The 23,362-nt window shown below is 68.5% G+C and carries 22 protein-coding genes; 10 read left to right on the top strand and 12 right to left on the bottom strand.

Annotated elements, in window-relative coordinates; all coding sequences use genetic code 11:
- Window positions 1–9: 9 nt before the first annotated feature.
- Window positions 10–324, bottom strand: a complete 315-nt coding sequence (locus H7K45_RS11025; RefSeq protein WP_263995844.1) for a UBP-type zinc finger domain-containing protein — start codon at window positions 322–324, stop codon at window positions 10–12.
- A 54-nt stretch (window positions 325–378) separates the two neighbouring features.
- On the opposite strand from H7K45_RS11025, the gene H7K45_RS11020 reads away from it, so the two are divergent.
- Genes H7K45_RS11020 through H7K45_RS11010 form a run of 3 tightly spaced genes read left to right on the top strand, consistent with a single transcriptional unit; the run spans window position 379 to window position 3,430 of the window.
- Entirely contained in the window at window positions 379–1,974 is a 1,596-nt protein-coding gene (locus H7K45_RS11020) for a Na+/H+ antiporter (RefSeq protein WP_263995843.1), read from the top strand.
- Between the two features lie 46 nt (window positions 1,975–2,020).
- Window positions 2,021–3,229 carry a cytochrome P450 gene (locus H7K45_RS11015; protein ID WP_263995842.1) on the top strand — a complete coding sequence of 403 codons (1,209 nt, stop codon included), beginning with the start codon at window positions 2,021–2,023 and terminating at the stop codon, window positions 3,227–3,229.
- Window positions 3,230–3,241: 12 nt separating this feature from the next.
- On the top strand, window positions 3,242–3,430 hold the full coding sequence (locus H7K45_RS11010) for a ferredoxin (protein WP_263995841.1): 189 nt from the start codon (window positions 3,242–3,244) through the stop codon (window positions 3,428–3,430).
- Here H7K45_RS11010 and H7K45_RS11005 read toward each other — a convergent pair.
- The 3 genes from H7K45_RS11005 to H7K45_RS10995 are packed head-to-tail and all read right to left on the bottom strand — an operon-like array spanning window position 3,410 to window position 6,006.
- A complete protein-coding gene (locus tag H7K45_RS11005; RefSeq protein ID WP_263995840.1) occupies window positions 3,410–4,075 on the bottom strand; it encodes a hypothetical protein in 666 nt (221 codons plus the stop codon). The two genes, H7K45_RS11010 and H7K45_RS11005, sit on opposite strands and share 21 nt — an antisense overlap.
- 33 nt (window positions 4,076–4,108) lie before the next feature.
- Window positions 4,109–4,714 (bottom strand): PaaI family thioesterase, encoded by a 606-nt coding sequence (locus H7K45_RS11000; RefSeq protein ID WP_263995839.1) that lies wholly within the window; start codon window positions 4,712–4,714, stop codon window positions 4,109–4,111.
- Window positions 4,711–6,006, bottom strand: coding sequence for an adenylosuccinate synthase (locus H7K45_RS10995; RefSeq protein ID WP_263995838.1), 1,296 nt, complete (start codon window positions 6,004–6,006; stop codon window positions 4,711–4,713). The genes H7K45_RS11000 and H7K45_RS10995 overlap by 4 nt, the downstream gene beginning before the upstream one ends.
- Before the next feature lie 42 nt (window positions 6,007–6,048).
- Between H7K45_RS10995 and H7K45_RS10990 the strand changes: the two genes are divergently transcribed.
- Genes H7K45_RS10990 through H7K45_RS10980 form a run of 3 tightly spaced genes read left to right on the top strand, consistent with a single transcriptional unit; the run spans window position 6,049 to window position 9,206 of the window.
- Window positions 6,049–6,684 (top strand): peptidase M50, encoded by a 636-nt coding sequence (locus H7K45_RS10990; protein WP_263995837.1) that lies wholly within the window; start codon window positions 6,049–6,051, stop codon window positions 6,682–6,684.
- Window positions 6,685–6,694: 10 nt separating this feature from the next.
- Window positions 6,695–7,477 (top strand): site-2 protease family protein, encoded by a 783-nt coding sequence (locus H7K45_RS10985; protein WP_263995836.1) that lies wholly within the window; start codon window positions 6,695–6,697, stop codon window positions 7,475–7,477.
- Window positions 7,478–7,487: 10 nt separating this feature from the next.
- Entirely contained in the window at window positions 7,488–9,206 is a 1,719-nt protein-coding gene (locus tag H7K45_RS10980; protein WP_263995835.1) for an FUSC family protein, read from the top strand.
- Here the strand turns inward: H7K45_RS10980 and H7K45_RS10975 are convergent.
- A complete protein-coding gene (locus H7K45_RS10975; protein ID WP_263995834.1) occupies window positions 9,203–9,619 on the bottom strand; it encodes a DUF3151 domain-containing protein in 417 nt (138 codons plus the stop codon). The genes H7K45_RS10980 and H7K45_RS10975 overlap by 4 nt on opposite strands.
- Window positions 9,620–9,721: 102 nt before the next feature.
- Here H7K45_RS10975 and H7K45_RS10970 point away from each other — a divergent pair, with 102 nt between their 5' ends.
- On the top strand, window positions 9,722–10,507 hold the full coding sequence (locus tag H7K45_RS10970; RefSeq protein ID WP_372512529.1) for an Rv0361 family membrane protein: 786 nt from the start codon (window positions 9,722–9,724) through the stop codon (window positions 10,505–10,507).
- A gap of 69 nt (window positions 10,508–10,576) precedes the next feature.
- Here the strand turns inward: H7K45_RS10970 and fbaA are convergent, their stop codons facing one another.
- Both fbaA and H7K45_RS10960 read right to left on the bottom strand, forming a co-directional pair.
- Window positions 10,577–11,614: a class II fructose-bisphosphate aldolase gene (gene fbaA, locus H7K45_RS10965; RefSeq protein WP_263995832.1), complete on the bottom strand. Its 1,038-nt coding sequence runs from the start codon at window positions 11,612–11,614 to the stop codon at window positions 10,577–10,579.
- A 69-nt stretch (window positions 11,615–11,683) separates the two neighbouring features.
- Entirely contained in the window at window positions 11,684–12,262 is a 579-nt protein-coding gene (locus tag H7K45_RS10960; RefSeq protein ID WP_263995831.1) for a TetR/AcrR family transcriptional regulator, read from the bottom strand.
- A gap of 194 nt (window positions 12,263–12,456) precedes the next feature.
- Here H7K45_RS10960 and H7K45_RS10955 point away from each other — a divergent pair, with 194 nt between their 5' ends.
- Together H7K45_RS10955 and H7K45_RS10950 are read left to right on the top strand one after the other, a co-directional pair.
- A complete protein-coding gene (locus H7K45_RS10955; protein ID WP_263995830.1) occupies window positions 12,457–12,891 on the top strand; it encodes an MmpS family transport accessory protein in 435 nt (144 codons plus the stop codon).
- Window positions 12,888–15,725, top strand: a complete 2,838-nt coding sequence (locus H7K45_RS10950; RefSeq protein ID WP_263995829.1) for an MMPL/RND family transporter — start codon at window positions 12,888–12,890, stop codon at window positions 15,723–15,725. The genes H7K45_RS10955 and H7K45_RS10950 overlap by 4 nt, the downstream gene beginning before the upstream one ends.
- Here H7K45_RS10950 and H7K45_RS10945 read toward each other — a convergent pair.
- Complete coding sequence (locus H7K45_RS10945) at window positions 15,701–16,714, bottom strand: alcohol dehydrogenase catalytic domain-containing protein (protein WP_263995828.1); 1,014 nt, start codon at window positions 16,712–16,714, stop codon at window positions 15,701–15,703. The genes H7K45_RS10950 and H7K45_RS10945 overlap by 25 nt on opposite strands.
- 77 nt (window positions 16,715–16,791) lie before the next feature.
- Here H7K45_RS10945 and H7K45_RS10940 point away from each other — a divergent pair, with 77 nt between their 5' ends.
- The gene (locus H7K45_RS10940; protein WP_263995827.1) at window positions 16,792–17,460 is read left to right on the top strand and encodes a DedA family protein; all 669 of its coding nucleotides are present in this window, start codon (window positions 16,792–16,794) and stop codon (window positions 17,458–17,460) included.
- On the opposite strand, the gene H7K45_RS10935 is transcribed toward H7K45_RS10940, so the two are convergent.
- The 4 genes from H7K45_RS10935 to H7K45_RS10920 are packed head-to-tail and all read right to left on the bottom strand — an operon-like array spanning window position 17,457 to window position 23,351.
- Window positions 17,457–18,365, bottom strand: coding sequence for an LLM class F420-dependent oxidoreductase (locus H7K45_RS10935; protein WP_263995826.1), 909 nt, complete (start codon window positions 18,363–18,365; stop codon window positions 17,457–17,459). The genes H7K45_RS10940 and H7K45_RS10935 overlap by 4 nt on opposite strands.
- A 17-nt stretch (window positions 18,366–18,382) precedes the next feature.
- Window positions 18,383–20,233 carry a Na+/H+ antiporter NhaA gene (gene nhaA, locus H7K45_RS10930; protein ID WP_263996960.1) on the bottom strand — a complete coding sequence of 617 codons (1,851 nt, stop codon included), beginning with the start codon at window positions 20,231–20,233 and terminating at the stop codon, window positions 18,383–18,385.
- A gap of 2 nt (window positions 20,234–20,235) precedes the next feature.
- A complete protein-coding gene (locus tag H7K45_RS10925) occupies window positions 20,236–22,191 on the bottom strand; it encodes an acetoacetate--CoA ligase (protein WP_263995825.1) in 1,956 nt (651 codons plus the stop codon).
- Window positions 22,188–23,351, bottom strand: a complete 1,164-nt coding sequence (locus tag H7K45_RS10920) for a glycoside hydrolase family 76 protein (RefSeq protein WP_263995824.1) — start codon at window positions 23,349–23,351, stop codon at window positions 22,188–22,190. Before H7K45_RS10920 ends, H7K45_RS10925 begins: the two co-directional genes overlap by 4 nt.
- Window positions 23,352–23,362 lie beyond the last annotated feature (11 nt).

Genomic DNA, 23,362 nt, shown 5'->3' with positions numbered 1-23,362 from the left:
GCCAGACGCTCAGCCGAGGCGGATGTCGACGTAGCACCACCGCCAGTTCTCGCCCGGCTCGACCGAACGCATGACGGGGTGACCGGTGTCGTGGAAGTGCCGGTTGGCGTGCTTGTGCGGGCTGGAGTCACAGCACCCGACGTGCCCGCAGTCCAGGCACATCCGCAGGTGCGCCCAGGTACTCTCACCGAGTTCTTCGCATTCCTGGCACCTGCCGGGAGTGCGGGGTTCCGGCTCGGCCGCCTCGACGGTGTCGGCCAGGTGCTCGCACGTCGAGGGGGCCGGCGGGGAATTCACGTCGCGCTGTCGCGTTCTCCTCCGCATGCCGTCAACAATAGGACGGCCCCGTTCGGTTCATGGACAGAAGGGTTTGGCAGCGTGGGTGGAGCCTCATTGCTCGCGGTGCTCGTGGTCTCGGTCGTCCTCGCGGGCATCGCCCGCCGATACGACGTCTCGGGGCCTCTGGCACTGGTCGTGGCTGGGCTGCTCCTCGGTCTGATCCCCGGCGTCGACGCCATCGAACTGGAACCCGACCTGGTGCTGTTCGTCATCCTGCCGCCACTGCTGTGGTCGGCCGGCCTGGAGAGCAGCTACGTCGCCATGCGCAAGAACACCCGCCGGATCGGTCTGCTGGCGGTCGGACTGCCGCTGGTGACCACGTTCGCCGTCGGGATCGTCGCCTATCACACGGTGCCCGAGCTGACCCTGGCCGCGGCGCTGACACTCGGCGCCATCGTCGCGCCACCGGACGCGGTGTCCGCCACGGCAATTGGTCGACGGCTGGGCCTGCCCCGCCAGATCATGACGCTGCTCGGCGGTGAGAGCCTGCTGAACGACGCGACGGCCCTGACCGCATACAAGGTCGCGCTCGCCGCGGCGATCGGCACCGCCTCCAGTTGGGGCACGCCGGTGTTCACCTTCGCCCTCGCCGCAGTCGGCGGCACCGTGATAGGGGTGGCGACCGGTTCGCTCATCGTCTACGTCCGCACCTGGCTCGGCGACTCCCTGGTGGAGAGCGCGCTCGGCCTGGTGGCGCCGTTCTTCATCTATCTGCTCGCCGAGGAAGTGCACGGTTCGGGCGTCATCGCCGTGGTGGTGGCGGCACTGATCCTCGGCCAGCGCTCCACCAAGGCCAGCTACGCCACTCGCCTGCAGGACACCGCGGTGTGGAAGACGTTGCAGTTCGTGCTCGAGTCGTTCGCCTTCCTGCTGATCGGGTTGCAGTTGCCGACGGTCGTCGCCGAGTTGCGGGGCATCTCGGCCCAGGTGTTGGCGATCGCATCGGCTGCGGTGCTGGCGACGGTGATCGGGGTGCGCATCGTCTGGGTGTTCCTCATGGCCTACGTGCCGCGCAAGTTGTCGCGGCGGATCCGCGAGACCGAGGAGAGCCCGTCGAAGGCCCAGGTCTTCATCGTCGCCTGGGCGGGAATGCGCGGGGTGGTGTCACTGGCCGCGGCGTTCGCCGTCCCCGTCACCACCCTGAGCGGCGAGGAGTTCCCCGGGCGCCCGCAGCTGGTGTTCCTGACCTTCGTGGTGGTCGTCGGCACGCTGCTGCTGCACGGGCTGACCCTGCCGTGGATCATCAAGGTGCTCGACGTGCCCGGCGACGACGCGCACCAAGACGCGCTGGCCGAGGCCGCCGCCCAGACCAAGGCAGCCCAGGCCGCCGCCGACCGGCTCGACGAGATCATGGCCAACCAGCGCGCCGACACCGACGTGCCGGAGCGCGCCGCGGTGATCCTGCGCCGCTGGAACGACCGACGCAGCAACGCCGCGTGGGAACAGTTGGGCCGCGGCGACGACGAGATCGGCGAGGGGCCCGCGGCCGCGTTCCGCCGACTCCGTCTGGAGATGCTGCGCGCCGAGCGGGCGACGTTCATCGCCGAGCGCGACGCCGGCCGCATCGACGACGAGGTGCTTCGGTCGGTGCTGCGAGGACTCGATCTCGAAGAGGCGACGCTCGACCGGGATTGACCTCGACGGTCGCCGCGATGCGGAACGCGTCGGTACCGTCGAAGTCATGACCACATCGGCTCCCTCGTTGCCACCGGTGCACATGCGGCGCAACGCCTTCGACCCCACCCCCGAGCTCGGCGAGATCCGTCGGGACGCAGGCGTCGAACGGGTGGTCAACGCCCTGGGGATGCCGGTCTACCTGGTGACTCGGCACGACGACGTGAAGCGGGTGCTGTCGGACCACGAGTCCTTCTCCAACTCGCGGCCTCCCGGCTTCGTCGTCCCCGGCGCCCCGGTGCTGTCGGAGGAGGAGGCGGCCAGCAGCCGGGCGGGCAATCTGCTGGGCCTCGACCCGCCGGAGCATCAGCGCTTGCGCCGCATGCTCACCCCGGAATTCACGATCCGCCGGATCAAGCGCCTCGAGCCCCGAATCACCGAGATCGTGACCGAGCACCTCGACGCGATGGAAGCCGCCGGATCGCCGGTGGATCTCGTCGAGCACTTCGCCCTGCCGATCCCGTCGCTGGTCATCTGCGAGCTGCTCGGGGTGCCGTATGAGGACCGCGCCGACTTCCAGGCTCGGTCGGTCCGCCAGCTCGACCTCTCCCTGCCGATGCCCGAACGCCTCGAGATGCAACGCCAGGGTCGCGCCTACATGCAGTCGCTGGTGACACGCGCCCGCAGTCACCCTGGCGAGGACATCCTCGGCATGCTGATCCGCGAGCACGGCGACGAACTGACCGACGACGAACTCATCGGCATCGCCGGTCTGCTGCTGCTCGCCGGCCACGAAACCACCTCCAACATGCTCGGATTGGGCACCCTCGCGCTGCTGCGCAACCCCGACCAGTTGGCCGCCGTGCGCGACGATCCGGACGCCGTCGGGCCTGCCGTCGAGGAACTGCTGCGGTGGTTGTCGATCGTGCACACCTCGATCCCCCGGGTGTCCACGCACGAGGTCGAGGTGGCCGGGGTGACGATCCCCGAGGGCCAGCTGGTCTTCGCCTCGTTGCCGTCGGCCAACCGCGACCCCGACTTCACCGACGCCCCGGACACCTTGGACATTCGCCGCGGCGCCGCGGGGCACCTGGCGTTCGGCCACGGGGTGCACCACTGCCTCGGCGCACCCTTGGCGCGGATGGAGATGCGAATCGCATGGCCGGCATTGTTCAACCGCTTCCCGCGCCTCGCGCTGGCCGAGGACTTCGACGACGTCGCGTTCCGGTCGTTTCACTTCATCTACGGCCTGCGGTCGCTGGCCGTCGGCTTCTAGGAGGTGGCGACCGTGAAACTGGAGGCCGACCGGCGCGCGTGCATCTCCTCGGGCAACTGCGTGATGACCTCCGAGGCGCTGTTCGACCAGGACGACGACGGCGTGGTGGTGCTGTTGACCGAGGACGTGCCCGAGTCCGAGGAGGCCAACGCCCGCGAGGCGGTCGCCATCTGCCCGGCCTCAGTGTTGCGCTTGGTGTGAGTCCCGCCTGCTGAGCACGAACAGGCTGACGATCAGCACCCACGCCGGGAAGGCCAACGCGATCCACATGCTGACGTCGGCGGCCACGAGCACCGCCGCCACCACGGCGTACGTCGTCATCACCAGCCAGCGCGGCATCAGACCCGTCTTGAGCCAGATGGTGGCCAGCGACATCATGAAGACCGCCGCCATCCGCACGGCGTAGGTCTTGGTCAACGTCAACATCAGCACCTGGCCGAAGGCGACGACCTGGGCGTGGGCGGCCGCGTCGGCGGTGACGGGATGGCCGGTCGTCAGGGCCACCCCGACCGCGCTGGCGACGAATGCCATCGCCAGGAACAGCAGACCGCTGCCGATGAACACCGACGAGAAGAACTTGTCCTCGTAGCTGCCGAAGCCGTCGCGCACCACCCCGATGAACCACAGGAACGTGACCCCGGCGAAGGGCAGCAAGAGGGCTGCGACGTGGATCTTGCCCCGGCCGGCTTCGATCCACGAGGTACCGATCTCGGGATGCTCGGGCAGTGACGTCCGAATCAGGATCAGCGCGGCGCCGAACAGCAGCGCGAACAACACGCCTGCCACCGCCGCCGCGCGTGGCGTGGACAGTTTGCGCAGGTGCCGGGGGGTTGGATCGTCGGTCACCGCGTCATGGTGACACGCACGCGGCGCTTTCGGTCAGGGTTGACCGGGGAGCAGCCGGATCATCAATCCGTTGGCCTCCGCGCACAACGTCCCGTCGGGACGGTGCAGCTCGGCGTTGACGAAGGCCTTGCGGCCGTCGGTCTCCCGGATCCAGCCACGCGCGGTCAGCGTCTCCTCGATCGGCGTGACGTTGCGGTAGTCGACGTGCAGGAACGCGGTGCGGCTGATCGGCCGGCCCGCCGCGTGGATCACCATGCCGAAGATGGAGTCGAACAGCAGCGGCAGCACTCCGCCGTGCACCGCCGAGTTGCCGCCGACGTGGAACCGGCTGAACCGAACCGTCAACGCGACGCCGTCGGGTTCCATGCTGGTGATGACGTAGGGCGCCATCAGCAGGCTGCCCGCCCCCGGCAGGGACGGCACCCGGTTGGCCGGTCCGACGCCCTCGGGCGCGTCGGACGGGGCGAGCAGCTCGATCAGCGCGTCCACCCGCGCGGCCGCCTCGGTCCAGGTGTCGCCGTCCGGATCGGCCGACACCGCGAGGTCCTGCAGCCGCCGCATCGAGGAGAGGAAGTGCCCGAACCCCGGCCCGGGGTCGACGGGTTCCAGGAGCGGAAACCCGCCGTGGAGGTCGGTCACCTGGTCGCCAGGATGTCCCGGCGCACGATCGTCTGATCCCGGCCGGGGCCGACGCCGATGCACGAAACATGGGCTCCGGCAAGCTCTTCGAGACGCAGGACGTAGTCGCGCGCCTTGGCGGGAAGCTCGTCGAAGGTGCGGCAGGAACTGATGTCCTCCCACCACCCGGGCAGTTCCTCGTAGATCGGCTGGGCAATGGCGATGTCGCTCTGGGTCATCGGCATCTCGTCGGTGCGCTTGCCGTCGACGGTGTAGCCGACGCACACGGGCACCGTCTCCAGGCTCGAGAGCACGTCGAGCTTGGTCAGGAAGTAGTCAGTGATGCCGTTGACGCGCGTGGCATACCGGGCGATGACGGCGTCGAACCAACCGCACCGACGGGCCCGGCCGGTCGTGACGCCCACCTCGCCGCCGGTCTTGGACAGGTACGCGCCGAACTCGTCGAACAGTTCGGTCGGGAACGGGCCGGAGCCGACGCGCGTGGTGTACGCCTTGAGGATTCCCAGCACCGTGGTGATCTTGGTGGGCCCGATGCCCGAGCCGACGGACGCGCCGCCCGCCGTCGGATTCGACGACGTGACGAAGGGATACGTGCCGTGGTCGACGTCGAGCAGGGTGCCCTGAGATCCCTCCAGCAGCACCGTCTCACCACCTTCGAGCGCCTCGTTGAGCAGCAGTCGGGCGTCGGCGATGCGGTGCTTGAAACCCTCGGCTTGTTCGAGCAGTGCGTCGCGTACCTCGTGCGGGTCCAGCGCCTTGCGGTTGTAGATCTTGACGAGCACCTGGTTCTTGAATTCCAGTGCGGCGTCGATCTTCTGGGTCAGCGACTCGGGGTCGAGCACGTCGGCGACGCGGATGCCGATGCGGGCGATCTTGTCCTGGTAGCAGGGTCCGATGCCGCGGCCGGTGGTGCCGATCTTCTTGCTACCCATGTACCGCTCGGTCACCTTGTCGATGGCCACGTGATACGGCATCAGCAAGTGCGCGTCGGCGGAGATCAGCAGCCGGGAGGTGTCGACGTCGCGATCCTCCAGGCCCTTCAACTCGGTCAGCAGCACCCCGGGGTCGACCACGACGCCGTTGCCGATGACGTTGGTGACACCGGGGGTCAAGATGCCCGACGGTATGAGGTGAAGGGCGAAGTTCTCACCGCTGGGGAGGACGACGGTGTGCCCGGCGTTGTTCCCCCCTTGGTAACGAACGACCCACTGGACACGCCCACCGAGCAGATCGGTGGCCTTTCCCTTGCCCTCGTCGCCCCACTGGGCGCCGATGAGGACGATTGCCGGCATCGCGTTTCTCCCGCTCATCTGCCTCGAATACTGTGGCAGCCGGTGACATACCCTATCCGACCTCATGCCCAGCAGGTGAATCCCGACCACCTCGTGCTCCGCTTCGGCGACCGACGGGCACCGCGCCCGCTGGCCGGACTCCCCACCGTCGACGTCGGTTCCGTCGCCGACGTGGACGCCGCACTGGGCGCCCGGCGGCTGATCGTGGTGGGCGCGCACTCCGACCTGGCGGTCGTACTGGCCCGGCTGTTGCGCGCCGACCGCCTCGACGTCGAGGTCGCGCACGTGCGGCGGTGGCGGGCTCGGCGGGCGCGCACGGGGACGGCACGACGGGTCCCGTTGATCCGCGACGAAACCGGCGCGGTGCTGGTCGAGGCAGGCCTGTGGCTGCCACCCGACGACTCGGTACGCACCCTGACCGGCGAGGCCGTCGTCGACGACACGCTGCTCTTCGACGGCGAGGTGAACGGCGTCCGGATCGAGCCGACGGCCGAGGTGCCGGGGCTGCGGGCCCGGGTGCTGACCACCCGCCTACGGCCGCGGCGCTGGGTGACCGGGCGGGCCGCACAACTCGGCACCACCGGGGTGACGGTCGTCCGTGACGGAGTGCGCGCCCCGCGTCCGGCGCGCCGGTCGACGTTCTACCGACACGTCGAGGGTTGGTTGCGCGTCCAGTAGTTTCGTTGAGGTGAGCAACGTCCGTCCCCTGCGCCAATCGGTGCGGCCCAGCCCGGTCTTCCTGGCCATCGTGGCCATCACCGCCGTCGGCGGGGTGCTCGCCTGGCTGGCCGAGTTCGACGCGACGCCGCTGGCCTACCTTGGCGTGTTCGTCTTCGTGGTCTTCGGCTGGCTGGTGTCGCTGTGCCTGCACGAATTCGGCCACGCCTACACCGCCTGGCGGTACGGCGACCATGACGTCGAGGTCCGTGGGTACCTCACGCTCAACCCGCTGAAGTACTCCAATCCCCTTCTTTCCCTTGGCATTCCGGTACTGTTCATCGCCCTGGGCGGCATCGGGCTGCCCGGCGGCGCGGTGTACGTCCGCACCTGGCCGATGACCAAGCGGCAACGCACCACGGTCAGCCTCGCCGGACCGTTCGCCAACGTCGTCCTGGCAATCGTGCTGCTGACCGTGACCCGGCTGTTCTTCGACCCGGAGCACTCGGTGTTCTGGGGCGGGGTGGCCTTTCTGGGCTTCCTGCAGGTGACGGCCGTGCTGCTGAACATGCTGCCCATTCCCGGCCTGGACGGGTACGGGGCGCTGGAACCGCACCTCAAGCCGGACACCCAGCGGCAGCTTCAACCGGTCAAGCAGTGGGGTTTCCTCATCCTGTTCGTCCTGCTGATGGCGCCGATGCTGAACCAGTGGTTCTTCGGACTGGTGACGTGGTTCTTCGAACTGTCGGGCATTCCGGGTGCGCTCTGGCAGGTCGGTGCGTCGTTGACGCGGTTCTGGTCCGCCTGGTTCTGACCGAACGCCGATGAGCCCTAGCCGGTGGCCGCTGGCGGTGCGTGCGGCCACGAGCACCGCGGTGCCGGTCGTGATCGGATCCGCCGTCGGCAACGTCGGGGCAGGGCTGATCGCCACCCTCGGCGCCTTCACCGCCCGCTTCGGCGGGGACCGGCCCTACCTCAACCGCGGTATCCAGCTGGCGACGGTCTCGGTAGCCCTGGCCTCGGCGGTCACGATGGGTTCGTGGTCGGCGCGGGTCGAATGGCTCGGCATCGCCGTCGTGTCGGTGGTGGCGGTGGCGGCGGTGTGGCTGTGCAACGCCCTCGCGGTCGGACCTCCGGGTGCCTACGTGTTCGCGCTGGCCTGCGCGGCCGGAGTCGGTGTCTCGGCCTCGGGGTTGGCGCCGTGGCAGCTGGGACTTCTGGTGCTCGGCGGTGGTGCGGTCGCGTGGCTGATTCAGATGTCGGGAGCGCTGCGCGGGCGGCGCCGTCCGGAGCGGGTCGCCGTCTCGGCGGCCGGGACCGCGGTGGCCGAGTACGTCGACGCCGTCGGGTCGGCCCGCGAAGTCGTCGCCAGGCACCGCGCGGCCACGGCGCTGCACGCGGCGTGGAACATCCTCATCACCTTTCAACCGACGACCGACGACACGCTGCAGGGGTTGCGCGCGGCCACCCACGCCCTGCACGTGCTGTTCGCCGACGCGATGTCGGCCGTCGCCGTCGGTGACGGCCCGCCGACAGGGACCGCCGACACCGCGCGCCGGATCGCCGAGCTGACCGTGGATCCCGCGACGGTTTCGGCCCGCGACACCGCGCGGGTTCCACTCGGGCGCGCCTCGACGGGCACTCTGCTGCGGCGGGCGCTGCGTCCCGGTTCCCACGTCCGGCACGTCATGGTCCGGGTGGCGATCGCCGCCCCGCTGGCGGGTGCGACGGCCGTGCTGCTTGGCATCGGACACGCCTACTGGGCCATCGCGGCGGCGGTGCTGATCCTGCATCAGGGGGCCGACCGCAGCCGCACGCTGCGACGTGGCGCCGACCGCCTCGTCGGCACGTGGGTGGGGCTGATCCTCGCGGCGGGCATCCTGTGGTTGCATCCGCAGGGGTGGTGGCTGGCGGTCATCCTCGCCGTCCTGCAACTGACGATCGAGATGCTCGTCGTCAGGCACTACGGGCTGGCCTCGGTGTTCATCACCGCCGCGGCCTTGACCATCGCCACGGGCAGCCACCGCGTCGACGTCGTCGACCTCCTGCTGGCCCGCGGCAGTGACACGCTGATCGGCTGCGCGGTCGGGGTGGCGGTCTTCCTGGTGGTCAGCCGTTTCCAGGAGGCCGACAGGCTGGTCGACTCGGTCGCCGCCGTCGTGGACGCCGTCGGCGCGACCATGCCGCACCTGGCCGACGACACCGGCACCCTGGCGGCTCGGACCGCGCGACGGGATCTGCAGCTCGCGGTCATCGACCTCCGCGACGCCCTCGACGCCTCGACGGCCGGGTCGGATGAGCCGATGCGGCCCGCCGCAGTCGCCGCCGAGCAACTCGCCTACCGCACCGTCGCCGCGTGCTGGGAGTCCGACGTCCACCTGGCAGGTCCGCCGGTGGGTCGCGACGACGCGCTGGCGTTCGCCGGACGACTGCACGATCTGGCGGCCGCGCTGCGCACCCGGGCGACGGCGCCGGCGGTCGAGGGCGCACCGGAGTTCATGGCCGCCGACGTCGGCGCCCTGACCGCGGCCTTGCGACGCTAGGCGAGCCCCAGTTCGCCGCGGGCCGTCCGGTCGCAGTCGTCGAGCAGGTCCAGGCATCGCTGGTATTCGTCGGTCTCGCCGATCGCGTCGGCGGCGTGCGCCAGGGCGGCCACGCAGCGCAGGAAGCCGCGGTTGGGTTCGTGGGAGTACGGCACCGGCCCGAAGCCCTTCCACCCGTTGCGGCGCAGTTGGTCCAGTCCGCGGTGGTATCCGGTGCGCGCGTAGGCGTAGGCGGTGACCGCCTTGTCGTCGGCGAGGGCCTCTTCGGCCAACGTTGCCCAGGCGACCGAGGCCGACGGATGCGCGGCCGCGACGATCGCCGGGTTCTCGCCGGCCTCGAGCTCCGCCTCTGCTTCGGTGTCGCCTGGAAGCCGGACCGGGTCAGGCCCCAGCAGATCGCCCATGTGAGTCATGGGCTCATTGTGCCGTGCGGATCCCACGCCGACGCCCTCAGGCTTGACCGACGGCGAGGCGGATAGGATTCGTCGTAGTCACGAGGGAGGTCTCACGCGCGCATGTCGAACCCATCGGGGACGGACGAGAACAGGGAACCTGGCAACCGAATGAGCGGGGACGACGGCTCCTCACCCGAGACCGAGGTCATCGACCCGGCCGCGTTGGCCAGCGCCGCCGAGGCCGAATCCCCCGAGCGCAGATTCACCGCACCGTCGGGCATGGACGCGGGGAAGACGCAGATCATCGCGACCGCACCCGAGCCGGCCACCGAGATCTTCGCCGTGTCGAGAGAGCACGCCGACGCCGCGGAGGCCGGTGCCTTCACCGCGCCGATCCCCCACGCCGGAGGCGCTGCGCCGCAAGTCATTCCGGGCCGCGGCGAGCAGCCAAAGGCGCCGCGCAGCCGTCGTAGCTGGGGCTGGGTGATCGCACTGGTGCTCGTCATCGCCGCCCTGGTCGCCGTCGCCATCCTTGGCACCGTGCTGCTCTCGCGCGACGACTCGTCGGCGGTGTCGCAGGAGGACATGGTGCGCACCACGATCCAGAGCTTCGACACCGCGATCCAGAGGGGCGACCTGTCGACGCTGCGCACCATCACCTGCGGCGAGACCGCCGACAGCTACATCAGGTACGACGACGACCAGTGGAAGGACATCCACGCCCGCGTCGCCGCGGCGCGTCAGTACCCCATCGTCGCGAGCATCGACGAAGTGGTCGTGCACGATTCGCACGCCGAGGCCAACGTGACGTCGTTCATGGCCTACGACCCCTCCACCCGCTCGACGCGGAGCTTCGATCTGGAGCTCCGCGACGAGCAGTGGAAGATCTGCCAAGCGCCGCAGTAGACCCCCCTTGCGATTTGTGCACCCGCACCTGCGCTCACCGCGGGCGCGGGTGCACAAATCGCCGAACTATCAGCCGGCGGACACCGAGCGGCCGCTGCTGTGCAGGTCGTTGCACGCCTCCACGACGCGCTCGGACATCGACGCCTCGGCCTTCTTCAGGTAGCTGCGCGGGTCGTAGACCTTCTTGTTGCCGACCTCGCCGTCGATCTTCAGCACGCCGTCGTAGTTGGCGAACATGTGCCCGGCCAGCGGACGGGTGAACGCGTACTGGGTATCGGTGTCGACGTTCATCTTGACCACGCCGTACTTCAGCGAGTCCTCGATCTCGGACTTCAGGGAGCCCGAACCGCCGTGGAACACGAAGTCGAAGGGCTTGCTGCCCTCGGCGAGCCCGAGCTTGGCGGCGGCGACCCGCTGCCCCTCGGCGAGCACCTCCGGACGCAGCTTCACGTTGCCCGGCTTGTAGACGCCGTGCACGTTGCCGAAGGTGGCGGCCAGCAGGTACCGACCGTGGTCGCCGGCGCCGAGCGCCTCGATGGTCTTCTCGAAGTCCTCCGCGGAGGTGTAGAGCTTGTCGTTGATCTCGGCCTCGACGCCGTCCTCCTCGCCGCCGACGACGCCGATCTCCACCTCGAGGATGATCTTGGCCTCGGCCGCGAGCTTCAGCAGTTCCTTGCCAATCTCGAGGTTCTCGTCGATCGGCACGGCCGAGCCGTCCCACATGTGGCTCTGAAACAGCGGGTTCTGCCCCTTGGCGACGCGCTCGGCGGAGATCGCGAGCAGCGGTCGGACGTAGGTGTCGAGCTTGTCCTTCGGGCAATGGTCGGTGTGCAGCGCGACGGTGACGTCGTACTTGGCGGCCACCACGTGGGCGAACTCGGCCAGAGCAACGGCGCCGGTCACCATCTCCTTGACGCCCAGACCGGATGCGAATTCCGCACCGCCGGTGGAGAATTGGATGATGCCGTCACTGCCGGCGTCCGCGAAGCCCTTGATCGCCGCGTTCACCGACTCCGAGCCGACGCAGTTGATGGCAGGGAATGCGAAGGAGTGCTCCTTGGCACGGTCCAGCATCTCGGCGTAGACCTCGGGAGTCGCGATGGGCATGTCAGTTTCCTCTCGGCATTCGTCCGGGTTCGAAGAGGAGTATCTCAACAGCCGTGGTGTCGTGGCACCTCAGGGTTGGGACGGCTGCTCCACGGGCGAGAGGATGCGTCCCGACAATTCCAGCAGCGCCCGGTGCAGATCTTCGTCGTCGATGTCGGCCAGCTCCGGATCCGCGGCGGCCCGGCCCACACCGGAGCAGAACACCGAGAAGGCGATTCGGTCGACGGGGTCGCGCTCGGGCCCCTCCAGCAGTTCGCGTAGCCGGCCCGTCACCGCGTTGAACTCGGGATCGCTGAGCACCAATGCGTCGATGGCGGGGTCGCCGTAGAACACCACTGCCAACCGTCGGTGGCGTACCACCATCTCGACGAGTCCGCTGATCGCCACGGCCCGCTGCTGCTGCTGGTCGGGTAGCGCGTCGGCGATCCTGATGACCCGCGCGATGTCCTCGATGGACGGCCGGATCACCTCCAGCGCAATGCCCTCCTTGGACTGGAATTGATAGTAGACCGCAGCCTTGCTGACCCCCACCCGGTCGGCGATCATCTGCAGCGACGTGCCGTGCACGCCGTGCTCGGCGAACAGCGTCATCGCGGCGTCGAGGACCCGGTCACGGGCCAGCCCTCGAGGTGCTACCGGTTTCGCCAATGCCTTGCCTTCGTGATCTCCCGGCCCGAATGTCGCGGATGGGCGAAGTGTACGTCCGCGAGGGGCGTCACTTGTCGCAAACGATCATTCAAGTGAACTTAGCCGTTCGGCTTGCTCAACTCCAGTTGGCGCTCTATTGTTTTGACGCGCTAACCACTTGGGGTCGAAGCGCCGCAGCGACGAAGGGGCTTTGCGTGGTCGGGATCGTCAAACGCGCGTGGATACCGCTGGTCATCGTCGTCGTGGTGGTGCTCGGCGGCGTCGTGGTCTATCGAATGCACGGGTTCTTCGGCTCCGACAACGAGACGACCCGCCCGGGTGCCGGCCTGGCCCAGGACGCGGAGCCGTTCAACCCCAAGGTCGTGACCTACCAAGTAACCGGAACGGAAGGCGCCGTGGCGACCATCAACTACCTCGACCTCGACGCGACTCCACAGCGCGTCGACGACGCCCGCCTGCCGTGGTCGATCACCCTGCGGACCACCAAGCCGTCGGCCAGCGCGACCATCATCGCCCAGAGTGACGGCGACCAGATCGGGTGCCGCGTCAGCGTCGACGACGAGGTCCGAGACGAACAGTCGTCCACCGGCGTCAACGCGCAGGTGTCGTGCTTGGTGAAGTCCGCATGACCGAGCCGCTGACCGCGCACCGCGCTCGCGTACCCCGTTTCCTGCGGTTGTTCTGCGTGCCCGTCCTGTTGGGCTGGCTGGCGTTGACGGCGCTTGTCAACGTGGTGGTGCCGCAGCTGGAGGCCGTTGGCGCGGCCAACTCCACCTCGCTGACACCGAACGACGCGCCCTCGCTGCAGGCCACCCAGTTGGTGGGCAAGCTGTTCGGCGAGTACGACTCCAACAGCTCGGCGATGATCGTCCTGGAGAGCGACAAACCCCTTGGGGCGCAGGACCATCAGTACTACGACGGCCTGATCAAGGACCTGGAGAAGGACACGACCCACATCCAGCACATCCAGGACCTGTGGGGCGATCCGCTGACGTCGTCGGGATCGCAGAGTGCGGACAACCTCTCGGCGTACGTGCAGTTGTACATCGCCGGCAATCAGGGCGAGACGCTGGCCAACGAATCGGTGGAAGCGGTGCGTGACATCGTCGCCGCGCATCCACCACCACCGGGGCTCAAGGTCTACGTCACCGGCGCGGGACCGCTGAACTCCGATCAGCAGCACGCCGGTGACAAGAGTCTGCAGTTGGTCACGGCGTTGACCTTCGTGGTGATCGTGACCATGCTGCTGCTGGTCTACCGCTCGATCGTCACCGTACTCATCGTGCTGCTGACGGTGGTGCTCGAACTGGCCGTCTCCCGAGGCATCGTGGCGTTCCTGGGTTATCACCACGTCATCGAGCTCTCCACCTTCGCGGTGAACCTGTTGACGCTGTTGGCGATTGCCGCCGCGACCGACTACGCGATCTTCCTGGTCGGTCGCTATCACGAAGCGCGCAACCTCGGCGACAGCCGGGAAGACGCGTTCTACGTGATGTATCACGGCACCGCGCACGTCATCATGGGCTCCGGCTTGACGATCGCCGGAGCCACCCTGTGCCTGCACTTCACCCGGCTGCCCTACTTTCAGACCCTCGGAATCCCGCTCGCCATCGGCATGTTCGTCGTGACCATGTCGGCACTGACGCTGGCTCCGGCGTTGATGACCGTGGCGTCGCGCTTCGGCCTGCTCGACCCCAAGCGCAAGACCAAGACCCGCGGGTGGCGGCGGATCGGCACGGCCGTGGTGCGCTGGCCCGGACCCATCCTGGTGGCGTCGACGGCGATCACCCTGGTCGGTCTGCTGGCCCTGCCGTCCTACAAGACCAGCTACGACGACAAGAAGTACCTGCCCGCCGACGTCGAGGCCAACATCGGTTACGGCGTTGCGGCCAAGCACTTTCCGCAGGCCCGGTTGAATCCCGAGGTGCTGATGCTGGTCGCCGACCACGATCTGCGCAACTCCACCGACATGCTCGTCGTGGACCGGGTGGCCAAGGGCGTCTTCCATCAGCCGGGCATCGCCCGAGTCCAGACGATCACCCGGCCGCTGGGCACACCGATCGAAGGCAGCTCCATTCCCTTCATCGTCGGCCAGCAGGGCGTCAGCCAGAAGCTTGGCCAGTCCTACTCCGAACAGCGCACGAACGATCTGCTCACACAGGCCGCCGACATCAGCGCCCAGATCGACGTTCTGCGTCAACAGTTGTCACTGCAAAAGCAGAGTGCGGCAGCCCAACAGGAACAGACCGACGACCTCAAGCAGACGGTGGCGGTCACCCAAGACCTGCGCGACAAGATCGCCAACTTCGACGACTTCTTCCGGCCGCTGCGCAGCTACTTCTACTGGGAACCGCACTGCTACGACATCCCCATCTGCTACACGCTGCGGTCCATCTTCGACGCGCTCGACGGCATCGATCAACTGACCGACCTCCTCGGTCAGACCACCGCCAGCCTGGACAAGCTGAATGCGTTGCAGCCCAAGCTGATCGCGTTGATCCCGCCGCAGATCGCCAGCCAGGAACGCAATCGCGACCAGATCATGACCAATTACGCCACCCAGGAGGATCAGCAGCGCCTGCAGGATCGGCAGCAGTCCGACCCCAGCGCCATCGGCAAGGCGTTCGACGACTCAAAGATCGACGACTCCTTCTACCTGCCACCCGAGGTGTTCGACAATCCCGATTTCAAGCGGGGTCTCAAGCAGTTCGTCTCACCCGACGGAAAAGCCGTGCGGTTCATCATCTCCCACCAGGGCGACCCCGCCACCCCGGAGGGCATCTCGCACATCGACGCCATCAAGAACGCGGCGTTCGAGGCCATCAAGGGCACGCCTCTGGAGACCTCCAAGATCTACCTTGGCGGCACCGCGGCCACGTACAAGGACATGCGCGACGGGTCGAACTACGACCTGATCATCGCCGCGGTCTCGGCAATCTGCCTGATCTTCATCATCATGCTGATCATCACCAGGGCGGCGGTGGCCGCCTTCGTGATCGTCGGCACGGTGGTGCTGTCGCTGGCCGCCTCGTTCGGGTTGTCGGTTCTGTTGTGGCAGCACGTCATCGGCCTCGAACTGCACTGGCTGGTGCTGGCGATGTCGGTCATCATCCTGCTGGCGGTGGGGTCTGACTACAACCTGCTGCTGGTGTCCAGATTCAAGGAGGAACGCGACGCCGGGCTGAACACGGGCATCATCCGGGCGATCGCGGGCAGCGGAAGCGTCGTCACCTCGGCAGGACTGGTGTTCGCCTTCACGATGATGTCGTTCGCGATCAGCGACCTGAAGGTGATGGCCCAGGTGGGCACCACTATCGGTCTCGGCTTGCTCGTCGACACCCTGGTCATTCGGTCGTTCCTGACGCCGTCGATCGCCGCGCTGATGGGCCGCTGGTTCTGGTGGCCGCTGAACGTGCGCCAGCGGCCGGCCCGCCGACCTCAGACGGTGAGCACCATCCGGTAGCGCGCCTTGCCGCTGTCCATGGCCGCGTAGGCTTCCGCGGCCTTGGCCAGCGGGCGCTCCTCGATCATGGCGCGCACCCCGGATTGCAGGGCGAAGTGCATGGTCTCCTCGACGTCGCTGGAGGTGCCCGAAGGGTGTCCCGTCACCGACAGGCCGGCATTGATGAGGTCCAGCGGGCTGATCGGCAGGTTCTCGGGGGTGACGCCGATGATGACGAGCTCGCCCTGGGGTCCGAGACCGCCCACGGTCGCGGCCATCGCCTCGGAGTTCGCCGCCGTCGCGAGTACGACCGCGGCACCGCCGAGCGTCCTCAGCGCCCCGGCGACGTCTTCGGCCGTGGAGTCGACGTAGTGGTGCGCGCCAAGCTCCTTGGCGTCGGCCGCCTTGTCCGCGCCGCGTGCGATCGCCACCGTCTCGAAGCCCATCGCCCGGGCGAATTGCACCCCGAGGTGGCCGAGCCCACCGACGCCCAGCACCGCCACGAGGTCACCGGCCTTGGCCCTGGTGCTGCGCAGGCCGTTGAACACCGTCACGCCCGCACAGCCCAGCGGTGCCGCCTCGACGAAGGACAGCCCCTCCGGGATGCGGGCCAGGGCCGTCGCAGGCACGGTGACCGATTCCGCGTAACCACCGGGGTACTGCAAGCCGGGCACCTGCAGCCGCTCGCACTGCATGAACTGCCCCTTGCGGCATGGCGTGCAGCGATTGCAGTTGCCGCCGAACCAGCCGACCTCCACGCGGTCGCCGACGGCGAAGTCCTCGACGCCGTCCCCGAGTTCGGCGATCGTGCCCGCGATCTCGTGCCCCGGCGTGATGGGCCAGTTCAGTCCGGGGAAACCGCCGTTGACGAAGGCGTGGTCGGTGCCGCACACCCCTGCCGCGGCGACCGCGATGCGCACGTGGTCGCGGGGAGGTGAAGTGGTGTCGACGTCGACGAGGATGAGTTCGGCGCCCGGTTCGGCGACGTGCACGGCTTTGTGGGTAGGCATGAGGAGAGATTAGTGAGGGGACGGCTCCGGCGTCGGGCTGTCGTCGACATCAGCCAACGCCGGTATCCTCGGCTGCCATGACGACCACGACCCTGGCGCTGCTGCCGGACTTCCTGGATCCGCTGACGCTTCTCGGGTACTTCGGCACATGGGCCCTCGTCGGCCTGCTCGTCGTCGTGTTCATCGAGTCAGGCGTCCTGTTCCCCGTCCTGCCCGGCGACTCACTGCTGTTCGTGGCGGGCATGCTGGCCGCCGGCACCGCGGCCCAGGCCGAGAGCGTGCAGACCAACTTCCACCTCTGGCAGCTGCTGGTCTTCATCCCGGTCGCCGCCGTGGCGGGCAGCCAGGTCGGTTACTGGATCGGCCGCAGCATCGGCACGTCGATGTTCAAGCCGACCAACCGCATGCTCAAGCAGAAGTACCTTGACGAGGCGCACGCGTTCTTCGAGGCGCGCGGCCCCTTCGCGATCGTGCTCGGCCGATTCGTCCCGATCGTGCGCACCCTCGTGCCCATCACCGCGGGCGCGGCGAAGATGAACTACGGCGTCTTCACCCTCTTCAACGTCATCGGCGCCGTCGTGTGGGGCGTCGGGCTGACACTGCTGGGCTACTGGCTCGGCCAGTTCGAGATCATCCAGAAGCTGCTCGAACCGATCTTCATCGTGATCGTGCTGGCGTCGCTCGCCCCGATCGTCTTCGAGTGGTACAAGCGCCGCAAGGCGGCCAAGCGCGCCGGAGGGGTCTAGCCCAGCCCCAGCGCCGCGGCGAGCGTGCGCAGCGCAGGCCGCGGATCGGCCGTGGGGTCCTCCCCCAACACCTGGACCACGACGTGGTCGGCGCCTGCGTCGAGATGGGCCCGCAGCGTCGCGGCCGCGTCGTCGACCGAGCCCATCCCGACGAGCCCGCGGGCCAACCGGTCGGATCCGCCGCGGACGAGATCGGACTCGTCGAAGCCCTGCCGCAGCCAGGAGTTCCGGTAGTTGGGCAGACCGCTGTAGACGTTGAGGTGCCCATGCGCGGCGCGGAGCTGCTCGTCGTCGTCACCGCCCACGACGACGGCTTGCTCGGAGACGATCCATTTGTCCGGACCCAAGATCTCGCGGGTCCTGCGGGACTGGTCGGGCATCACCAGGTACGGGTGCGCACCGTCGGCGTGCGTTCCGGACAGTTCGATCATCATCGGGCCGAGCGCGGCGAGCAGACGGACCGGCCGTCCCGAGCCCGGCTCGATCTGCTCGGGCACGGAGGCCATCTTGTCCAGGTAGCTGCGCATCGTGGCGAGCGGCTTGGCGTAATTACCGCCGAAACCGTGCTCGACGAGCGGGGCGTGACTGACTCCGAGGCCGAGGACGAACCGGCCGGGGTGCAGGGCGGTCAGCGTGCGCGCACCGGACTCCGCTGCCGAGGCGGCGCGGGCGTGGATGTTGGCGATGCCGGTGCCGACGACCAATCGCTCGGTGGCCGAGAGGAACGCCGCCGACTGGGTCAGGCACTCCTTGCCGGTGACCTCGGGGATGAACAACGAGCCGTAGCCCAGGGCTTCGATCTCGCGGGCCACGTCCTGCGCCTGACCGATCGGCCAGGTGTCACTGGACCACCAGACGCCGATCGTGGAGGGAAAGTCGATGCGGGCACGGGAAGTGTCGGTCACGCCTCGATCGTAAGCGGTCAACCATCGGGTTGGTTGGGCGCCTCCAACGCCCGAATGAGGCTGGCCGCGTCCCAGGGCCCCTCGTGGCGGCGACCGTTGACGAAGAAGGTCGGCGTCGACCCCAAGTCCATCAACTCCGCGTCCTGGGCGTCGTCCTGCACTCGGTGCAGAACCCGGGGTGAGTGCAGGTCTTCGTCGAATCTGGCGACGTCGACGCCGACCCCGTCGGCGTAGCGGTAGATGTGCTCCCACTCCAGGTAATCCTGGAACTCGAACATCCGGACCGACATCTCGAAGAACCTTCCCTGCAGGGCCGCGGCCTCGCTCGCGCGTGCGGCATCCAGGGCATGCGGGTGCACGCGTTCCTGCGGAAGGTGGCGCCACACGTAGCGCAACCGGTCGGGGCCGAAGTATTCGCGCACCTCGTCGATGGCGCCGGTCGCACGGCTGCAGAACGGGCACTCGAAGTCCCCGTACTCGACGAGGGTCAGCGGTGCGTTCGGATTTCCCCGCAGGTGGTCCCGGTCGGGGTCGACCTCGCGAATCAGCGTCATGCCGACCGAGACGGGCGGGCTCAACCAGTCGGTGACCCGGAACGTCACCCACCCGAACGCCAGGGCCAGCACCGAGGCGGCCAGCACACCCACCCGGGCCTCATCCTGCTTGGCCGGATCGTCGATCGCCAGGTCGACGATGAACAACGAGATGGTGAAGCCGATACCGGACAGCGCAGCCCCACCCGCCACCCGCCTCAGCGTCAGACCGGGTGCCAGCACGCCGAGTCCGGTCGCGCGCACCAGCGCGGTCGCGGCGAGAATGCCGACGAACTTGCCGACCACCAGACCGGCGACCACGCCCCAGGTCAACGGTGAGCGAATCGCGGCCGCCACCGTTTCGCCGTCGAGGTGCACGCCGGCGTTGGCGAGCGCGAACGTGGGGAGGACGAAGAACGACACGTACGAGCCGAAGCCGGTCTGGAGCCGTTCGTTGATGGAGATCGAGTCCCGCAGGCTGCGGGTGGCCGCGCGGGCGTACTCCGAGTTGGGCGACTGCCGGAAGGCGCGGATGACCTCGACCGCCTCTTCGACCCGCTGCCTCTGCGGGGTGAACACCGGAATCAGCAGGGCCACCACGACTCCTGCCAACGTCGAGTGCACACCTCCCATCGACAGCGCCACCCACAGCGCGACCGAGAGCAGCGCATAGGCGGGGCCCTGCCCGGCGGGCAACAGCCGCACCGCTGCGATGGCGGCGACGAGCACCGCCGCGATCAGCAACGGCACCAGCCTCACGTGGTCGGAGTAGAACACCGCGATCGCGAGCAGCGCGCCGACGTCGTCGACGACCGCGAGAGTCAACAGGAAGGTGCGCAGGCGGGCCGGGCACTGCGGCCCGATGATCGCCAGCGCTCCGACGAGAAACGCGGTGTCGGTGGAGATGACGACACCCCAGGCTCTCGCGTCGTCGCCGGAGGGGTTGAACGCCAGGAAGACGACGGCAGGCACGATGAGCCCGGCGATCGCGGCGACGACGGGCACCGCGGCTCGGGCCCTGTCGGTCAGCTCGCCGATGGTGAACTGGCTCTTCACCTCCAGCCCGACGATGAAGAAGAAGAAAGTCATCAGGCCGTCGTTGACCAGGTGCTTGAGGCTCATCTCGGCGTGCAGGTCGCCGATCCTCAACCCGACCTCGGTGCTCCAGAACTCCGAATAGCTGTCCGCCCATGGCGAATTGGCCCAGACCACGGCGACGACGGTGAAGGCCAGCAGCAGCGCCGCGGCGGTGTTCTCACCGCCGCGGGCCGCCGTCGGATCGCGGCCGAAGCGGCTCGGCGCCGCCTTGCCACGGCGGGTGTCGTCGGCCTCGATGGTCACGTCCTCGCGTGGTCCTCGAACTCGGCGAGCAACTCCGGACGGTCGACCGCACTCGGCGTGAGGACGTCGGACGCCTTGGCGCCCAACAGGATTCGCTTGATTGGTATTTCGAGCCGCTTGCCGGTCATGGTGCGCGGGATGCCGGGGACGGCGATCACGTCGTCCGGGACGTGCCGCGGCGAGGCGCCCGAGCGGACGGCGTCGACGATCCGCGACCGAAGGTCGTCGTCGAACTCCACGCCATGGGCGCAGGCGACGAACAGTGGCATCCAGTATCCGCCGTCGTCGAGTTCGACGCCGACCACCAGGCAGTCCTGGATCTCCGCCAGACCCTCGACGGCGTTGTAGATCTCGGCGCTGCCCATGCGGACGCCGCCGCGGTTCAGGGTGGCGTCCGACCGGCCGTGCACGACGATCGAATCGCGGTCGGTGACGGTGATCCAGTCGCCGTGACACCAGACCCCGGGGTACTTGTCGAAGTACGCCGACCGGTACTTCTCGCCGTCGGGGTCGTTCCAGAAGTAGACCGGCATCGAGGGCATGGGTTTGGTCACCACCAGTTCACCCGCGCTCCCGACCACCGGCCGTCCGCCGTCACCCCACGCCTGCGCCGCCACGCCGAGACAGATTGCGTTGAGCTCACCGGCCCGGATGGGCACCAGCGGGGTCCCGCCGATGAACGCGGTGACGACGTCGGTGCCACCGCTCATGGAGACGACGGGGATCGGCCGTCCGACGCCTTCCTGCACCCAGCGAAAACCGCTGGCGGGCAACGGCGATCCCGTCGAGCCGACTGCCCGCAGCGCGCCGAGGTCGTGATCGCGCCCGGGGCGCAGCTCCTCCTTGGCACATGCCAACCAGTACCCGGCGCCTGCGCCGACGACCGTCACTTCCTGCTCGGCGACCACCTGCCAGAGGTAGTCGGTGCGACCGTAGGTGGGGCTGCCGTCGTACAGCACGATGGTGGAGCCGACGAGCAGACCCGACACCAGCAGATTCCACATCATCCAGCTGGTGCTGGACTGCCAGAGGAAGCGGTCCTCGGGCTTCAGATCCAGTTGCAGGTCGAGGTACTTCACGTGTTCGAGCAACACTCCGCCATGGCCATGCACGATGCCCTTGGGGGTTCCGGTGGTACCCGAGGAGAACAGCACCCACAGCGGGTGGTCGAACGGCACGGGGGCGACGTCCAGTTCCGCTCCGGCCCCGCGCTCGAGCATCTCGGCCCACGGGGTCGTCCCGTCCACTGGCAGGCCGAGCCGCGGCACCAGCACCGTGTCGACCAAGGACGGCATCTTCGACCGTATCTCGGCCAGCTCGGCGTGCCGATCCCGCTGCTTGCCGCCGTACACCGAGCCGTCGCTGGCCACCAGCACCTTGGGCTCCAGCTGTCCGAGGCGGGCGACGACGCCGCCGACGGCCAAGTCCTGATTGCACACCGCCCACGTGGCCCCGACGCTGGCCGCGCCCAGGAAGGCGACGACGGCCTCGCCGACGTTGGGCAGGTAGCCGACCACGCGGTCACCCGGCACCACGCCGAGGCCGCGCAGATACGCCCCGAACGCCGCGGTCTCGGCGCGTAGGCGGTGCCACGACCACTCCGAGGAGCCGTCCTCCCCGGCGACGACCATCGCAGGCCGATCGTCGGTGGCGTGCCGGAAGGCTTGCGTGACGTAGTTCAGCGTCGCGCCCGGAAACCATTGCGCACCAGGCATGTCCGTGCTGCCCAGCACGGCGGTGGGAGGCGTCGCCGCCTCGATGTCGAAGAACGTCCAGACCGCGTCCCAGAACCACCCGAGATCGTCGACCGAGGCAGACCACAGGGCGTGGTAGTCGGCGAAGTCGCCTCGGCCCGTCTCGGCCAGCCACGCCAGGAAGCGCGTCAGGTTGGCGTCCTCGAGGCCTCGTTCGTCGGGCGCCCAGCCGCCGGTGAGCTGATCCGTGGCGGTCACTGGACGCCGTCCTCCTCGTCGGACGGCTCGGGCACGTCGAGCAGCAGCTGCCCGGCCGGGGTCTCGTCGGCGACCGAGAAGGCCGCCTCCATGAGCATCCAGCCCGACACCTGCACCGACATGTCCTTCTCGGGCACGTCCGAGGCGTTCACCGCACCGTCGACGGATTGCGCGTCCTTGCCGCCTGCGGTGGGCAGCTCGGCGTTGCGATCCCAGAACGCCCCGAACAGCGGCAGCCCGTCCACGTTTTGGCGAAAGTCCCACGCGGACTGTGCCGACTTGAGCACCAGCTCCTTCGCGGTGGCGCGCGCCGCGGCGTTCTCCGGATCGTCCTCGGGCAGCCGGTTGGCGGCCAGTGCCAGATAGCGGGCCAGGATGCCGTTGAACAGACCGCCGTCTCCCCCACCCGCACCCTGGATGACGCCACCGGGCGCCATGTGGTCGGCGACCGCCTCGACGAGTCGGCGGGCCCGTGCGGAGTGCCGGGCGTCCTGGGTGCGGTCGGCGAGTTCGACCTCCAACCCCAGGACGACGCCCTGGCAGTAGGTGTATTGCGCACGCACCAGCGAGCCGCCCTTGATGCCGTCGAACACCAGGTGGGTCTCCGGGTCGATCAGCGTCTCGTCGATCCAGTCCGACATCTGCTGGGCGCGGCGCAGCCGGTCATAGCGCGCCAGGAAGATCCCCGCGGGCCCATTGGCCGGTGCGTTGAAGAACTGGTCCTCCTTGCGCCACGGGATGCCGCCGCCGTCCTCGGGCACCCAGGCGTTGAGAAACTGGTTGGCCAACGTCTCGAGCGCCTTCGGGCGTTCGACGCCGGCCTGGCTGCCGGCGCGCTCCAAAGCCAGTGCTAGCCAAGCCATGTCGTCGTAGTAGTCATTGGTCCACTTCAACGTGTTGCGCCAATGGTGACCCTTGATCTGGCGCTCGATGGTCGCCTTGCGCTCGGGCTGCGGGTCGCGCATCTGGGCGTCGACCAGAGAGTCGAGCAGATGGGCCTGCCACCAGTAGTGCCACGTGCCAAACGACAGGTTCTTCTTCGTGGGCGGCCACGACACGACGCCGAGCTGGGTGCCGGGCAACCGCCACAGCTTCCGGTAGTGCCGTTTGGCGATGGCGGCCTCTGCGCTGGCCGCGCGATTGGCCCACAGCTGATCCATTGAATGTTCCC

The sequence above is a fragment of the Mycobacterium yunnanensis genome, assembly GCF_025823185.1.
Classification (GTDB): domain Bacteria; phylum Actinomycetota; class Actinomycetes; order Mycobacteriales; family Mycobacteriaceae; genus Mycobacterium; species Mycobacterium yunnanensis.
The sequence above is the reverse complement of the archived record's forward strand: the minus strand, read 5'-3'. Positions and strand labels throughout refer to the sequence as shown.

Bases quoted from the DNA above. Each gene is read 5' to 3' on its own strand.
- H7K45_RS11025 (WP_263995844.1), bottom strand. From the start codon at position 324: ATGCGGAGGAGAACGCGACAGCGCGACGTGAATTCCCCGCCGGCCCCC.
- H7K45_RS11015 (WP_263995842.1), top strand. From the start codon at position 2,021: ATGACCACATCGGCTCCCTCGTTGCCACCGGTGCACATGCGGCGCAAC.
- H7K45_RS10995 (WP_263995838.1), bottom strand. From the start codon at position 6,006: ATGCCGGCAATCGTCCTCATCGGCGCCCAGTGGGGCGACGAGGGCAAG.
- H7K45_RS10980 (WP_263995835.1), top strand. From the start codon at position 7,488: ATGAGCCCTAGCCGGTGGCCGCTGGCGGTGCGTGCGGCCACGAGCACC.
- H7K45_RS10975 (WP_263995834.1), bottom strand. From the start codon at position 9,619: ATGACTCACATGGGCGATCTGCTGGGGCCTGACCCGGTCCGGCTTCCA.
- H7K45_RS10970 (WP_372512529.1), top strand. From the start codon at position 9,722: ATGTCGAACCCATCGGGGACGGACGAGAACAGGGAACCTGGCAACCGA.
- fbaA (WP_263995832.1), bottom strand. From the start codon at position 11,614: ATGCCCATCGCGACTCCCGAGGTCTACGCCGAGATGCTGGACCGTGCC.
- H7K45_RS10950 (WP_263995829.1), top strand. From the start codon at position 12,888: ATGACCGAGCCGCTGACCGCGCACCGCGCTCGCGTACCCCGTTTCCTG.
- H7K45_RS10945 (WP_263995828.1), bottom strand. From the start codon at position 16,714: ATGCCTACCCACAAAGCCGTGCACGTCGCCGAACCGGGCGCCGAACTC.
- H7K45_RS10940 (WP_263995827.1), top strand. From the start codon at position 16,792: ATGACGACCACGACCCTGGCGCTGCTGCCGGACTTCCTGGATCCGCTG.
- H7K45_RS10920 (WP_263995824.1), bottom strand. From the start codon at position 23,351: ATGGATCAGCTGTGGGCCAATCGCGCGGCCAGCGCAGAGGCCGCCATC.